Annotated in this window: 17 protein-coding genes; 16 read left to right on the forward strand and 1 reads right to left on the reverse strand. The window is 40.9% G+C overall.

Annotated features, from left to right (window positions below):
• The first annotated feature begins 85 nt into the window (after positions 1 to 85).
• The 7 genes from mnmE (at position 86) to K1I43_RS10220 (ending at position 7,420) form a co-directional block, all read left to right on the forward strand.
• A complete protein-coding gene (gene mnmE, locus K1I43_RS10190) occupies positions 86 to 1,471 on the forward strand; it encodes a tRNA uridine-5-carboxymethylaminomethyl(34) synthesis GTPase MnmE (protein ID WP_026011468.1) in 1,386 nt (461 codons plus the stop codon).
• 11 nt (positions 1,472 to 1,482) lie between these two features.
• Complete coding sequence (gene mnmG / locus K1I43_RS10195; RefSeq protein ID WP_026011469.1) at positions 1,483 to 3,372, forward strand: tRNA uridine-5-carboxymethylaminomethyl(34) synthesis enzyme MnmG; 1,890 nt, start codon at positions 1,483 to 1,485, stop codon at positions 3,370 to 3,372.
• Between the two features lie 13 nt (positions 3,373 to 3,385).
• Positions 3,386 to 4,099 carry a 16S rRNA (guanine(527)-N(7))-methyltransferase RsmG gene (gene rsmG, locus K1I43_RS10200; RefSeq protein WP_019416588.1) on the forward strand — a complete coding sequence of 238 codons (714 nt, stop codon included), beginning with the start codon at positions 3,386 to 3,388 and terminating at the stop codon, positions 4,097 to 4,099.
• Positions 4,100 to 4,134: 35 nt separating this feature from the next.
• Positions 4,135 to 4,983 carry a nucleoid occlusion protein gene (gene noc, locus K1I43_RS10205; RefSeq protein WP_009361085.1) on the forward strand — a complete coding sequence of 283 codons (849 nt, stop codon included), beginning with the start codon at positions 4,135 to 4,137 and terminating at the stop codon, positions 4,981 to 4,983.
• A 101-nt stretch (positions 4,984 to 5,084) separates the two neighbouring features.
• Positions 5,085 to 5,846 (forward strand): ParA family protein, encoded by a 762-nt coding sequence (locus K1I43_RS10210; RefSeq protein WP_026011470.1) that lies wholly within the window; start codon positions 5,085 to 5,087, stop codon positions 5,844 to 5,846.
• The gene (locus tag K1I43_RS10215) at positions 5,839 to 6,702 is read left to right on the forward strand and encodes a ParB/RepB/Spo0J family partition protein (RefSeq protein WP_019416590.1); all 864 of its coding nucleotides are present in this window, start codon (positions 5,839 to 5,841) and stop codon (positions 6,700 to 6,702) included. The genes K1I43_RS10210 and K1I43_RS10215 overlap by 8 nt, the downstream gene beginning before the upstream one ends.
• 13 nt (positions 6,703 to 6,715) lie before the next feature.
• Entirely contained in the window at positions 6,716 to 7,420 is a 705-nt protein-coding gene (locus K1I43_RS10220; RefSeq protein WP_019416591.1) for a DUF554 domain-containing protein, read from the forward strand.
• On the opposite strand, the gene yyaC is transcribed toward K1I43_RS10220, so the two are convergent.
• Entirely contained in the window at positions 7,412 to 8,002 is a 591-nt protein-coding gene (gene yyaC, locus K1I43_RS10225; RefSeq protein ID WP_050982316.1) for a spore protease YyaC, read from the reverse strand. The genes K1I43_RS10220 and yyaC overlap by 9 nt on opposite strands.
• 182 nt (positions 8,003 to 8,184) lie before the next feature.
• Between yyaC and K1I43_RS10230 the strand changes: the two genes are divergently transcribed.
• From K1I43_RS10230 to rplI, 9 genes are all read left to right on the forward strand, one after another.
• On the forward strand, positions 8,185 to 9,060 hold the full coding sequence (locus K1I43_RS10230; protein ID WP_019416593.1) for a mechanosensitive ion channel family protein: 876 nt from the start codon (positions 8,185 to 8,187) through the stop codon (positions 9,058 to 9,060).
• Between the two features lie 41 nt (positions 9,061 to 9,101).
• A complete protein-coding gene (locus K1I43_RS10235; protein ID WP_178378767.1) occupies positions 9,102 to 9,278 on the forward strand; it encodes a DUF951 domain-containing protein in 177 nt (58 codons plus the stop codon).
• A gap of 20 nt (positions 9,279 to 9,298) precedes the next feature.
• The gene (gene ychF / locus K1I43_RS10240; protein ID WP_019416594.1) at positions 9,299 to 10,399 is read left to right on the forward strand and encodes a redox-regulated ATPase YchF; all 1,101 of its coding nucleotides are present in this window, start codon (positions 9,299 to 9,301) and stop codon (positions 10,397 to 10,399) included.
• A gap of 104 nt (positions 10,400 to 10,503) precedes the next feature.
• Positions 10,504 to 10,791, forward strand: a complete 288-nt coding sequence (gene rpsF, locus K1I43_RS10245) for a 30S ribosomal protein S6 (RefSeq protein ID WP_009361077.1) — start codon at positions 10,504 to 10,506, stop codon at positions 10,789 to 10,791.
• Positions 10,792 to 10,817: 26 nt separating this feature from the next.
• Complete coding sequence (gene ssb, locus K1I43_RS10250) at positions 10,818 to 11,309, forward strand: single-stranded DNA-binding protein (RefSeq protein ID WP_026011473.1); 492 nt, start codon at positions 10,818 to 10,820, stop codon at positions 11,307 to 11,309.
• Between the two features lie 30 nt (positions 11,310 to 11,339).
• On the forward strand, positions 11,340 to 11,576 hold the full coding sequence (gene rpsR / locus K1I43_RS10255) for a 30S ribosomal protein S18 (RefSeq protein WP_003397568.1): 237 nt from the start codon (positions 11,340 to 11,342) through the stop codon (positions 11,574 to 11,576).
• A 61-nt stretch (positions 11,577 to 11,637) separates the two neighbouring features.
• Positions 11,638 to 12,570 carry a YybS family protein gene (locus K1I43_RS10260; RefSeq protein WP_019416596.1) on the forward strand — a complete coding sequence of 311 codons (933 nt, stop codon included), beginning with the start codon at positions 11,638 to 11,640 and terminating at the stop codon, positions 12,568 to 12,570.
• Positions 12,571 to 12,591: 21 nt separating this feature from the next.
• The gene (locus K1I43_RS10265; RefSeq protein WP_019416597.1) at positions 12,592 to 14,565 is read left to right on the forward strand and encodes a DHH family phosphoesterase; all 1,974 of its coding nucleotides are present in this window, start codon (positions 12,592 to 12,594) and stop codon (positions 14,563 to 14,565) included.
• Complete coding sequence (rplI, locus tag K1I43_RS10270) at positions 14,562 to 15,011, forward strand: 50S ribosomal protein L9 (protein WP_019416598.1); 450 nt, start codon at positions 14,562 to 14,564, stop codon at positions 15,009 to 15,011. The genes K1I43_RS10265 and rplI overlap by 4 nt, the downstream gene beginning before the upstream one ends.
• Positions 15,012 to 15,057: the final 46 nt, after the last annotated feature.

A 15,057-nucleotide genomic window follows, 5' to 3' on the forward strand; every position in this document is an offset into this window, starting at 1 on the left:
TTAAAATTTATTTGATTATCATTGTGAGGAAAACATACATGATATAGATTGTGGATATTTTTGTTTATGAAAGAAGGTGAACAAGGTGGAATTTGATACAATTGCAGCGATTTCAACTCCGATGGGGGAAGGGGCGATTGCGATCGTCCGTTTAAGTGGGGATGAAGCGATAAAAATTGTTGATCAACTGTTTGTCGGTGTTGGGGGGAAGAAGCTAAAAGACGTCCCATCTCATACGATCCATTACGGGCATATTGTGCATTCAGAGACGAAAGAAACAGTTGAAGAAGTGATGGTAACAGTAATGAGAGCTCCAAAAACGTTTACACGTGAAGATGTGGTTGAAATTAATTGCCATGGGGGGCTTGTTTCTGTTAACCGCGTGCTTCAGCTCGTGTTAGCGCATGGAGCTCGTCTAGCACAACCCGGAGAATTTACAAAAAGAGCTTTTTTAAACGGGCGTATCGATTTATCACAAGCAGAAGCGGTAATGGATTTAATTCGTGCAAAAACCGATCGGGCGATGGCTGTCGCATTGAACCAGATGGAAGGACGTTTGTCGAAACTCATTCGTCGATTACGTCAAACGATTTTAGAGACGTTAGCGCATGTCGAAGTAAATATTGATTACCCTGAATATGATGATGTCGAAGAAATGACGCATCGGTTGTTGCTTGAAAAGGCAACAGAAGTGAAAAATGAAATTGAGCGACTGTTACAAACGGCACAGCAAGGAAAAGTGTTACGAGACGGATTAGCAACAGTCATTGTCGGGCGACCGAACGTTGGAAAATCATCGCTATTAAACAGCTTAGCCCACGAAAACCGCGCGATTGTCACTGACATCCCCGGTACAACGAGAGATGTCATTGAGGAGTACGTCAACGTTCGAGGTGTGCCGCTCCGTCTATTAGATACGGCAGGTATTCGTGAAACAGAAGATATTGTTGAGCGAATTGGCGTTGAGCGGTCACGGAAAGTGTTAAAAGAGGCAGACTTAATTTTACTCGTCCTCAACTACAACGAACCGTTAACGGAAGAAGATGAACGATTGTTCGAAGCGGTCAAAGGAATGGACGCGATTGTAATTGTCAATAAAACGGATTTGCCGAAACGAATCGATATGGAGCGAGTGCAACAATTGGCGCAAGGCGCACCGATCATTACCACATCGTTGTTAGAAGAAAGAGGAATCGACCAACTTGAAGAGGCGATTGCCTCATTATTTTTCAGCGGAGATGTGGAGGCGCGCGATTTAACGTATGTATCAAACTCGCGCCATATTGCGTTATTGACGCAAGCGAAAAAAGCGATTGAAGAAGCGATTGACGGCATTGAATCAAGTATGCCAATTGATATCGTGCAAATTGATTTAACGAGAGCGTGGGAATTGTTAGGTGAAATTATTGGAGATACGGTGCACGAAAGCTTAATTGATCAATTGTTTGCACAATTTTGTTTAGGAAAATAAGGAGGGTATTTATGCATTACGAGGCAGGATCTTATGATGTCATCGTCGTAGGTGCCGGTCATGCGGGATGTGAAGCAGCGCTTGCTGCTGCGCGCATGGGAGCGAGTACGTTAGTGATCACACTGAATCTTGATATGATTGCTTTTATGCCATGTAACCCATCTATCGGCGGTCCTGCAAAAGGCATCGTCGTTCGCGAAATTGATGCGCTAGGCGGGGAAATGGGGAAAAATATCGACAAAACGCATATTCAAATGCGTATGTTGAATACAGGAAAAGGACCTGCTGTGCGAGCGTTACGTGCACAAGCAGATAAATTTTTATATCAACAAGAAATGAAAAAAACGCTCGAAAATCAAGAGAATTTAACATTATTGCAAGGAAAAGTAGAAAAATTAATCGTAGAAGACGGTGTATGTAAAGGAGTAACTACGCATACAGGTGCCCGTTATTATGCCAAGGCTGTCGTCATTACGACAGGAACGTTTTTACGCGGTGAAATTATTATCGGAGACATTAAATATTCAAGTGGGCCAAACAATCAACAGCCATCGATTAAGCTTTCAGAACATTTAGAGGAACTCGGTTTTGAACTTGTTCGCTTTAAAACAGGGACACCACCGCGGGTTAATAGCCATACGATTGATTACAGCAAAACAGAAATTCAGCCAGGCGATGAAGTGCCGCGCGCCTTTTCATATGAGACGAAACAATATATTACCGATCAACTCCCTTGTTGGCTCACTTATACGACAGAGGAGACGCACCGAATTATCGATGAAAATTTACATTTGTCGCCGATGTATTCAGGGATGATTAAAGGGACAGGTCCGCGTTACTGCCCATCGATTGAAGATAAAATCGTTCGTTTCCATGACAAGCCACGTCACCAAATTTTCCTTGAACCAGAAGGAAGACATACGCAAGAAGTGTATGTGCAAGGTTTGTCTACAAGCTTGCCAGAGCATATTCAACGCCAAATGTTAGCGACAATACCAGGGTTAGAAAAAGCGCAACTCATGCGAGCTGGCTATGCAATTGAATATGATGCCATCGTTCCAACGCAACTATGGCCAACGTTAGAAACAAAGGTCGTTCAACGGTTATATACAGCAGGGCAAATTAATGGGACATCAGGATATGAAGAGGCGGCTGGTCAAGGGCTTATTGCCGGCATTAATGCGGCATGCAAAGCGCTCGGAAAAGAGGAGTTAATTTTAAGTCGCTCAGAAGCATATATTGGCGTTTTAATTGACGATCTTGTTACAAAGGGAACGAACGAGCCGTACCGCTTGTTAACATCTCGTGCGGAATATCGCCTTTTATTGCGTCATGACAATGCAGATTTACGTTTAACAGAAATTGGTTACAGACTCGGGTTAATTTCACAAGAGCGATATGAAAAGTTTATAGCGAAAAAAGAAGCGATCGAAGCAGAAAAGAAACGTTTAAAATCGTACATTATTAAACCGACGCCGCAAGTGCAAGAAATGATTCGCAACGTCGGGGGAAGCGAATTAAAAGACGGCATTCGAGCAGCCGACTTGTTAAAGCGTCCAGAAATGACGTATGAGCATATTCAAATGATTGCACCGGCGGAACAACCGATTGATCCTGAAGTAGCGGAACAAGTAGAAATTCAAATTAAGTACGAAGGGTATATTGAAAAATCGCTACAACAAGTTGAAAAATTAAAGAAAATGGAGAATAAAAAAATTCCAGAAGACATTGATTACGATGCGATTACAGGGTTGGCGACAGAGGCGCGACAAAAATTAAAACAAGTTCGCCCGCTTTCTATTGCGCAAGCATCGCGCATTTCAGGAGTCAATCCAGCGGATATTTCAATTTTATTAGTTTATTTAGAGCAGGGAAAAATCGCACGCGTGTCAAATGAATAAAGAGGGATGAACGATGGATGTAAATACATTTAAACAAATGTTAGAGGAGAAAGGGATTTGGCTTTCTCCTCAACAACTCGCTCAGTTTGAAACATATTATCAACTGCTTGTCGAATGGAATGAAAAAATGAATTTGACGGCTATTACAGACAAAGAAGGCGTATATTTAAAACATTTTTTTGATTCCATTACACCTGCTTTTTATTACGACTTCTCGCGGCCGTTATCTATTTGCGATGTTGGGGCGGGGGCAGGGTTTCCGAGCATACCGTTAAAAATTTGCTTTCCTCACCTACATGTATCAATTGTCGATTCATTGCAAAAAAGAATTACGTTTCTCAATCATTTAGCTGCGCAACTTCAGCTTGAAGGAGTAGCTTTTTATCATGATCGTGCTGAAACGTTTGGACAAAAAACGGTCCGTGAGTCGTTTGATGTCGTCATGGCTCGTGCTGTCGCGCGGTTGTCTGTGCTAAGTGAACTTTGTTTGCCGCTTGTAAAAGTAGGCGGAACGTTTATTGCGATGAAAGGAGCATCCGCACATGAAGAGCTTGAGCAAGGGAATACAGCGATCCGCGTGCTAGGCGGTGAAGTGACAAAAGTAGAACAATTTTTATTGCCGATTGAGGAAAGTGAACGAGCGATTGTTTTTGTTGAAAAGAGACGAAAAACACCGAAGAAATATCCACGCAAACCAGGGGTACCAAACAAACTTCCAATTGAATGAATGTTTTGAGTTCTCAAAGGTGGTGTCAGGGGGAAATGAAGCATCCTTTTTCACGCTTTTTTAGCTTTGGTGAGAAAGAGCAAGAAGAAATCGTTGTACCAAATGAAGAAATAAAACGAATAGCTATTTCACAAATTGTTCCAAACCGTTTTCAGCCACGGACCATTTTTGTTGAAGATAAAATTGACGAACTTGCTCAAACGATTCGAACACATGGAATGATTCAGCCAATTGTCGTTCGAGAATGTGAGGATGGGAAGTTCGAAATTATTGCCGGGGAACGAAGATGGCGGGCAGCGCAAAAACTTGGCTGGACGGATATCCCTGCCATTATTAAAAATTTAAACGATACGGAAACAGCTTCTGTTGCTTTAATTGAAAACTTACAGCGGGAAGAATTGACGCCCATTGAAGAAGCGATGGCTTACGCTCGCTTGCTAGAATTGCATCATTTAACGCAAGAAGCGTTAGCGCAACGGCTCGGGAAAGGACAATCGACGATTGCCAACAAACTTCGCTTATTAAAGCTGCCTCAAGAAGTACAAGATGCATTATTGCAACGTCAAATTACAGAGCGACATGCTCGCGCTTTGATTGTGCTAAAAGACTACAATAAACAGTTAAAATTGCTTGAGGAAATTATCCAAAAGCAATTAAACGTGAAGCAAACAGAAGATCGAGTGGCGAAAATGTTAGAAGATGAGAATGAAAAACGTCCGAAACCGAAGCGAAAATCGTTAAGTAAAGATATGCGCATCGCTGTCAATACGATTCGTCAGTCGTTAACGATGGTCGCTGATAGTGGTGTTGCTATTGATTCGGAAGAGGAAGAGTTTGAAGACTATTATCAAATTACAATCCGCATCCCGAAAAGACAAAAATAGTACCTCATCAAAAACGACGATGAGGTTTTCTTTTTGTATATGAAAATATTGAAAAATTCATGATACAATAAAAGTATTATAGGTAAAGGATGGGGAGCATTGTGGGGAAAATTATTGCGATTGCTAATCAAAAAGGCGGTGTTGGGAAAACGACAACGGCGGTAAATTTATCGGCGTGTTTAGCTCATATGGGAAAGAAAACGTTACTTGTCGATATTGATCCGCAAGGAAATGCGACAAGTGGCATTGGTGTGGAAAAACATGAAATTGAACAATGTGCATACGACTTATTAGTGGAGGAAGTGGATGTACGTCAAGTCATTCGCCCGACAAATATTGAGCGATTGCACATCATTCCTGCCACTATTCAATTAGCAGGAGCTGAGATTGAGCTCGTTCCAATCGTTTCAAGGGAAGTGCGCTTACAAAAAGCATTAAGTCCAGTGAAAGAGATGTATGATTTTATTATTATCGACTGCCCACCTTCCCTCGGATTGTTGACGATTAACGCTTTAACTTCAGCTGATACAGTATTAATTCCTGTACAATGTGAATATTACGCATTGGAAGGATTGAGTCAACTATTAAATACGATTCGTCTTGTGCAAAAACATTTAAATTCAAATTTACGTATTGAAGGTGTATTGCTCACGATGTTTGATGCGCGCACAAACCTTGGTATTCAAGTGATTCAAGAAGTGAAGAAATATTTTCGTGAAAAAGTGTATGAAACGATTATACCACGCAATGTACGACTAAGTGAGGCACCAAGCCATGGGAAGCCAATTATTTTGTATGATGCGAAATCGCGGGGAGCGGAAGTATACGCAGACTTTGCGAAAGAGGTGATCGCAAATGGCTAAAGGGCTCGGAAAAGGCATTCATGCTCTTTTTACTAATTTAGAAGCGGAGAAAGGGGAAATGGTTCAAGAAATCGATATTCAACAACTTCGCCCTAATCCATATCAGCCGCGCAAAACGTTTGATGAACAAGCGCTAGAAGAATTAAAGCAATCGATTATGGAACACGGAATCGTTCAACCGCTCATCGTTCGCCAGACGATCAAAGGGTATGAAATTGTCGTAGGTGAGCGGCGTTTTCGAGCGGCGCAATTAGCAGGAATGAAAACTGTTCCAGCGGTTGTGCGTGAACTCTCGGACGATAAAATGATGGAGATTGCGTTGCTGGAAAATTTACAGCGCGAAGATTTAAATCCAATTGAAGAAGCAACAGCATATCAATTATTGCTTACGCGATGCAAATTAACGCAAGAAGAGTTAGCGAAACGTTTAGGAAAGAGCCGGCCGCATATTGCTAACCACCTTCGACTTCTTTCACTTCCAAGTGATGTTCAGCAAATGATTGAAGAAGGTACACTATCGATGGGACACGGTCGGGCGTTACTAGCATTAAAAAACAAACAGAAGCTTGCAGCTGTTATTCAACGAGTCATGCAAGAATCCCTTAATGTCCGACAACTTGAGGCGCTTATTCAACAGCTAAACAAAAATGTTCCACGTGAAACATCGAAAAAGAAAGAGGAAAAAAGCCTGTTTTTAGCGCAAAGTGAAGCGTTATTGCGCGAGCGTTTAGGAACAGCGGTATCTATTAAAAAACATCGGAAAAAAGGGAAAATTGAAATTGAATTTTTCTCTGAAGAAGATTTGACGCGTATTTTACAATTGTTGAATGCATACGATGAACAAATGGACGAATAGGATGTGACATCAATTGGCTTTACTCGGTACACTCGTTAACGGAATATGTATTATTATTGGGGCTCTATTAGGTGCTGTGTTTAAAAATATACCCGAGCGGATAAAATCTACGGTTATGAATGGAATTGGGCTTTCCGTTGTCGTCCTTGGTGTAAAAATGGGATTAGAAAGCGACCAATTTTTAATTGTTATTATTAGTTTAGTTTTCGGTGGAGTGCTAGGAGAAATATGGGATATTGAAGAAAAGCTTGAGAGATTAGGAGTTTGGGTAGAAAAAAGAATAGGATATGGAGCAGAAGGGGCAATTGCAAAAGGATTTGTGAGTGCCACGCTTTTGTTTGTTGTTGGTTCGATGGCTGTCGTCGGTGCGCTACATAGCGGATTAAGAGGCGATCATCTTATACTGTATACAAAATCGATTTTAGACGGCTTTGCGAGCATCATCTTAACCGCTACGTTTGGCATCGGCGTTCTTTTTTCAGCCATTCCTGTTGTTGTATATCAAGGTTCTATTGCCTTAATGGCTACGCAAATTGATCGGTTTATTCCGCCAAGCGCCCTCGAGGCATTTATTGCTGAATCGACCGCAACAGGCGGAATTTTAATTATGGCGATCGGATTAAATATGTTAAATCTTACGTCTGTTCGTGTAGCGAATTTATTGCCGAGCATTTTAGTTAATGCGTTAATTGTTGCTTTTATGCACATGTTATTCTGATAGTTTATATTTCAGCTCGTTTATCTTTAATGATGCGAATCGGTTTTGTTTTTTCAGCTGCATTCCGGCCTCATAAATACCTGTTGCAATCATTTCAGCCATATTCATTACTAAATGAAGTCGGGTGTTTTGTAGCACGAAAAACTCCATAAATCCGCTTACATTAACAATGCCAGTAATGTGAGCGTCACCGACAGAAGGGAGATTTTTATTGACAGCAGCTCCAGGTTTTAATGGACCTTTTTCAATGGAAATCATCCCGATGTTTTTTACGCGCCCGAGACAAGCATCGACGGCGATAATAAATGCATGTTTATGTTTTTGTTGAATGTCTTTTAGTTTATCTTCTAAATTCACCGCATGAATCGGATCTTTTAACGTTCCGTACACATAAAACGGCAACGATCCTTTTTGTTCAAGCATCGTGCCGACAAGTGGGCCAAGCGAATCGCCAGTCGAACGATCGGTACCGATGCAAACGATGGCAACAGGCGTATGTGTAGAAGTTGGAAGCAAATATAAAATGGCCGATGCAAGTTGGGATACTGCATCCGGTTCATCGTAAAAAAATTTGTTTTGCATACGTTCGTTCCCTCCTTCAATGAAATGACGTGGTAACAGTATACGGAAAAATGTGAATATATATACATTGGACATCGTAGAAAGTTCGCGCGCTACAAATATAAGTGAAATACTGTTACAATAACTTATGCGCAAACAAATAAGCTTGTATAGGTCATTTTGCTACGATGGAGGTGCGATGAATGGAGCAAGTGCAAAAAATATACGGTCGTGTCGTTGAAAAAATTATCGAAGGTGAATGGCTCGTTACAGTTGGTGTCAGTTTGTTTAAAATGATAGTGATCATTCTCTTAGCATCAATTTTGCTGAAGGTTGTCAAATTAACGATCGCAAAGTTTTTTGCTGTTCGGCAAAAAGCACCGATTCGATTATCTGAACGAAGAGAAGCAACATTGATGCGCTTATTAAACAATATGGCTACGTATAGCATTTACTTTATTACGTTTATGATGATTTTAGACGCCTTTGGTGTCGATATTCGTGCCATTTTAGCTGGCGCTGGCATCGTTGGACTTGCTGTTGGTTTCGGGGCACAAAACCTTGTTCGCGATATTATTACCGGCTTTTTTATTATCCTTGAAGATCAGTTTGCGGTTGGAGACTATGTACGTATCGGTACATTTGAAGGACATGTAGAAGAAATTGGTTTACGTACGACGAAGCTGAAAAGTTTTACAGGTGAAGTGCATATTTTGCCGAATGGGTCGATTACGCAAGTGACAAACTTTTCTTTAAATAATAGCGTGGCGGTTGTCGATGTAAGTATTGCTTATGAAGGTGATTTAGAAAAGGCGGAAGCTGTTATTCGTGAAGTGTTACAAGAAATGCCAAACAAATATGAAGATATTGTGAGCCCGCCAGAATTATTAGGCGTGCAAAATTTAGGACCGTCTGAAGTCGTCATGCGCATTACGTGTGAAACGAAGCCGATGCGTCATTGGCATATCGCGCGCGCCTTGCGAAAAGAAATTAAGCTTCGTTTGGACGAGCGTGGCATTGAAATTCCGTTTCCTCGTTTAGTTCTTTATAATCGTGAACAACAAGCGGAACGTGCTTAAACAACGGAAAGGAGTGTGCTATATTGAATAAAGAGTATGGCATGCATGATATCGTCGAAATGAAAAAGGCGCATCCTTGTGGGACAAATCGTTGGAAGATCATTCGAATGGGCATGGATATTCGCATCAAATGTGAAGGATGCGGTCATAGCGTTTTGTTACCACGGAAAGAATTCGAAAGAAAAATGAAAAAAGTGCTTGTCAAACATGAGGAATAGATGAAGAGAGGAGTATGATGATGGGTTTAACAGCAGGGATTGTTGGTCTTCCGAACGTCGGAAAATCAACGTTGTTTAATGCGATTACAAAAGCAGGTGCCGAATCTGCCAACTATCCGTTTTGTACGATCGAACCAAACGTGGGGATCGTTGAAGTGCCAGATGAGCGACTAAAAACGTTGACAAAACTATTTAATCCAAAACGTACAGTTCCAACAGTATTTGAGTTTACAGATATTGCTGGGATTGTTAAAGGTGCTAGTAAAGGTGAGGGGTTAGGAAATAAGTTTTTGTCGCATATTCGTCAAGTTGATGCGATCTGCCAAGTTGTGCGCTGTTTTGCTGATGAAAATATTACGCATGTGGCTGGAAAAGTCGATCCGATTGCCGATATTGAAACGATTAATTTAGAGCTTATTTTTGCTGACTTAGAAACCGTAGATAAGCGAATAGACCGCGTTGGAAAAATGGCTAAACAAAAAGATAAAGAAGCGGTATTCGAATACGACATTTTAAGCCGTCTAAAGGAAACGTTTGAAGCAGGAAAACCAGCTAGAACACTTTTGTTTACAGAAGAAGAAATGAAAGTCGTAAAGCAATTGCATTTATTAACGATTAAACCGATGTTGTACGTTGCGAACGTTGGTGAAGAAGATTTAGCTGATCCAAACAGCAATGAGTACGTCCAACAAGTAAAAGCGTTCGCAAAAGAGGACAACGCAGAAGTGATCGTCGTTTGCGCTAAAGTCGAGGCGGAGATGGCAGAATTGGACGATGAAGAAAAAGAGATGTTTTTACAAGAACTCGGTATCGAACAATCTGGTTTAGACCAACTCATTCGCGCCTCATATAGCTTGCTTGGGTTAGCGACGTACTTTACAGCGGGTGAACAAGAAGTGCGCGCATGGACGTTCCGTAAAGGAATGAAGGCACCACAATGTGCAGGCATTATTCATTCTGATTTTGAACGAGGGTTTATTCGAGCAGAAACGGTATCATACGAAGATTTAGTGGCAGCAGGATCGATGGCGGCTGCTCGTGAAGCTGGAAAAGTACGCTTGGAAGGCAAAGATTACGAAGTGCAAGATGGCGATATTATTCATTTCCGTTTTAATGTCTAATCTTGCATACGAAAGTTGTTCGTGATATAATCAACAAATGTGAGTAATGATATATTGCTCCTTGCTCTGTATAGAGCCGTGTAGACCAAAAGGAGGTGACTGTGATGAGAAAGTACGAAATTATGTACATTATCCGTCCGAACATGGAAGAAGAAGCGAGAAAAGCAGTTGTTGAGCGTTTTAATAACGTGTTAACTGAAAATGGCGCAGAAATTACAAATGTAAAAGAATGGGGTAAGCGTCGTCTCGCTTATGAAATTGAAAAATTCCGTGACGGTTACTACATGATTTTAAACGTTGTTGCGAAACCAGCAGCGGTTCAAGAATTTGACCGTTTAGCACGCATCAGCGAAGATATCATTCGTCATATCGTAGTGAAGGAAGAAGAATAATTTCCTCATGAATAGGAGTGGTTCTGATGATTAATCGCGTAATTCTCGTCGGAAGACTGACGAAAGATCCGGAATTACGCTATACTCCAAATGGAGTTGCTGTTGCCACGTTTACGCTAGCGGTAAACCGAACATATACAAACCAACAAGGTGAACGTGAAACAGATTTTATTAACTGTATCGTTTGGCGCCGGCAAGCTGAAAATGTGGCGAACTATTTGAAAAAAGGTAGTTTAGCTGGATTAGAAGGTCGAATTCAAACGAGATCATATGAAAACCAAGAAGGAAAAAAAGTGTATGTGACAGAGGTTGTCGCCGATAGCGTGCAGTTTTTAGAGCCGCGAGGTGGCGGTGAGCAACGTGGCATGGCATCAGGCAGCTATGGCGAGCCGTTTCCATTTGGATCAAATCAGAACCCGAACCAAGGACGTAGCAGCGGATTTAGTCGAATTGATGATGATCCATTTGCGAACGATGGACAACCAATCGACATATCGGATGATGATTTGCCGTTTTAATATACATGATCAACGAAAGGAGGATACACGATGGCAGGACGTAAAGGTGGACGCACAAAACGTCGTAAAGTTTGCTACTTTACAGCAAACGGAATTACACACATCGACTACAAAGATGTCGACACATTAAAGAAATTCATTTCTGAGCGCGGTAAAATTTTACCTCGTCGCGTAACAGGTACGAGCGCAAAATATCAACGTAAATTAACAATTGCGATCAAGCGTGCTCGTCAAATGGCTTTATTACCATACGTTGCGGGCGAATAAAAAGAAAAAGCAGTAAGGGGGACGGAGCCTTACTGCTTTTTGTTTTCAAGGAGGGAAAAAAGTGAAAAACGCGCGTGTATTAACAGAAGGGGCTGTGCAACTCGCCATTTTTACAGTGCTTCTTTTACTTAGTTTATATATGCCTGTATTCGGGATGGTTACTACGTTTTTTTTAGCAATTCCATTTCTTTTATTTACGATGCGCCATACATATAAAAATGGCTTGTTTTTACTTGCTGCATCATTTATTCCATCCATTTGGTTCGGTTCATTTTTCTCTGTTCCGATGACGTTTATGTTTGCAAGTAGTGGAGTGGCCATGGGGCATGTATGGCGAAAACACGGTGGAAAATACGCCGTTTTGCTCGTTGGTACGCTCTCTTTTTTAGTCAGCATGATCATCATTTATGCGGGTTCTGTTTTATTTTTTGACATTCACATTGGTAAACAAATTGAAGAAATCATGCAACAATCGTTTCAAAGTGCACAAAACATATTAGAAAAAATCGGGCAACAAACGAACGACCAATTTGAAAAAACGATGAAACAAACGATGGATGTTGTTATCGATTTGTTGCCGACGGCGTTCGTTTTTGCTGCCGCATGTTTTGCTTGGATTACTCAACAAGCTGCCTTGCCTATTTTAAAGCGATTAAATATGCCGATTGGTAACTGGCAACCGTTTCGGGAACTCGTTTTACCAAAAAGCTTATTGTGGTACTATTTAGCGACAATGCTTGTATTATTTTTTCCGATCGGGCACGATTCATTTCTTTACGTTATACTCATCAACTTATTTCAAATTTTGCAGTTGCTTATGATGATCCAAGGGTTCTCGTTCATTTTTTATTGGACGCATCATAAACATATGGGACGTAAAGGGGCCATTGCCATTGTTGTTCTATCGCTATTTTTCCCTTTTTTACTTCACCTCGTGCGAATATTAGGTATAATTGATTTAGGATTTGATTTGCGAAAGAGGTTGAAAGATTAATGACGCAAGGAGCTGACGTTCATGTCCAGTTTGTATGAAAAGCAGAGGCATCGCTATCCCTTGTATGTTTTAATTGGTATTACGTTCATATTGCTTGTTATCGTGACGTACTTTGAATGGGTAATTGGGATAGTTGCTGCTGTGCTCCTTGGACCGACGTTATTTCACGTATTTCGATCGTATAAAGTCGCTCAAGAGGAAATTGAAGATTATATTTCTACCCTTTCTTACCGCATTAAAAAAGTTGGAGAAGAAGCGTTAATGGGTATGCCGATTGGCATCATGCTCATTAACGATGAGCTGGAAATTGAGTGGACAAACACTTTTCTATCTTCTTGTTTTGGAGTGGATACGTTAGTTGGCCAATCGTTATATGATGTTGCTGAGCAACTCGTTCCGTTAATGAAAAAAGAGGCAACCGAAGAAGTCATTACGTTACATGATCGAACGTTTAAAGTAATCATTCGGCGAGAAGAGCGGTTACTTTACTTTTTTGATATTACTGAACAAGCAGAACTAGAGAAAAAATACGAGCAAGAAAAAATCGTATTAGGAGTCATCTTTCTCGACAATTACGATGATGTAACGCAAGGAATGGACGATCAAACGAAAAGCCAGCTCAATAGTCAAGTGACGTCCATTTTAAACAGATGGGCGAGCGAATACGGGTTATTTTTAAAACGTACGTCGTCTGATCGATTTATCGCTGTGTTAAATGAACATATTTTACAACAGCTAGAGAAAAATAAATTTTTTGTTTTAGATGAAGTGCGTGAGCAAACAGCGAAAAATCATGTGCCGTTAACGTTAAGTATCGGTATTGGAACAAATTCTCCTTCTTTGCCGGAATTAGGGGCATTGGCTCAGTCTAGTTTAGATTTAGCGCTTGGACGTGGTGGCGACCAAGTAGCGATTAAACAACCGAATGGCAAAGTGAAATTTTACGGCGGGAAAACAAATCCAATGGAAAAACGGACAAGAGTTCGGGCCCGCGTCATATCACATGCGCTAAAAGAGCTCATTTTAGAAAGTGAACAAGTGTTTATTATGGGACATAAATATCCCGATATGGACGCCATTGGTGCTGCCATCGGTATTTTAAAAGTGGCTCAAATGAATCAAAAAGAAGCGTTTATTATTATTGATTCGAGCCGCATTGATTCTGGGGTACAACGGTTGCTTGAGGCGGTCAAAAAGCAGACGGAACTTTGGTCTCGCTTTATTTCCCCTGAACAAGCATTAGAGTTAGCGACAGAAGATACGTTGCTCGTTGTCGTCGATACACATAAACCTTCTCTTGTGATTGAAGAACGGCTATTGTTGCGACTAGATCGGGTTGTAGTCATTGATCATCATCGTCGCGGTGAAGAATTCATTCAAGATCCGATTCTCGTTTATATGGAACCGTATGCGTCATCAACGTCAGAGTTAGTGACGGAATTGCTAGAATATCAACCGAAACGTTCGAAGCTTTCTATGCTTGAGGCGACAGCTTTATTAGCTGGGATTGTCGTTGATACGAAAAGTTTTACGTTGCGCACAGGATCACGAACGTTTGATGCCGCTTCATATTTACGGGCGCAAGGGGCGGATACAACACTTGTCCAAAAATTGTTAAAAGAAAATATTGAGCATTACATTAAACGTGCTAAAATAATTGAGAACGCTATCATTGATGAGCACGGTTTTGCGATTGCGAAAGGAAATGTGAACGAAGCGTATGATCCTGTTTTAATCGCTCAAGCAGCCGATACGTTATTATCTTTGCATGGTGTTGTCGCTTCGTTTGTCATCTCGAAGCGAAACGATCAAACGATTGGAATTAGCGCTCGTTCATTGGGAGATGTCAACGTTCAGTTAATTATGGAAAAACTTGATGGCGGAGGCCATTTAACGAATGCGGCGACTCAGCTTACCAATGTAACGATTGACGAAGCCGAAAAACGATTGCGAGCAGCTATTCGAGAATATATTGAAGGAGGTAAAGAAACATGAAAGTGATCTTTTTAAAAGACGTGAAAGGAAAAGGGAAAAAAGGAGAAGTAAAAAACGTTGCAGATGGTTATGCGCAAAACTTTTTATTTAAACAAGGTCTTGCGATTGAAGCAACGCCGGCGAACTTAAAAGCGTTAGAAGCGCAAAAAAATAAACAAAAGAAAGAAGCGGAAGAAGAATTAGCCCGCGCAAAACAATTGAAAGAAAAAATCGATACATTAACTGTGGAATTGTTTGCGAAAGCTGGTGAGGGAGGTCGTTTATTCGGTTCGATCACAAGCAAACAAATTGCTGAAGCGCTCCAGCAACAACATGAAATTAAGATTGATAAACGTAAAATTGAATTAGATGATGCGATTCGGGCGCTTGGATATACGAATGTACCGGTTAAGCTTCATCCAGAAGTGACTGCGACATTAAAAGTACATGTGCAAGAGCAAAAGTAATGAAATGTGATTTTATGCCGGATTTTTTCCGTGCATATAATCACAT

It is taken from the genome of Anoxybacillus sp. ST70, from assembly GCF_019553625.1.
In the GTDB taxonomy this organism is placed as follows: domain Bacteria; phylum Bacillota; class Bacilli; order Bacillales; family Anoxybacillaceae; genus Anoxybacillus; species Anoxybacillus gonensis.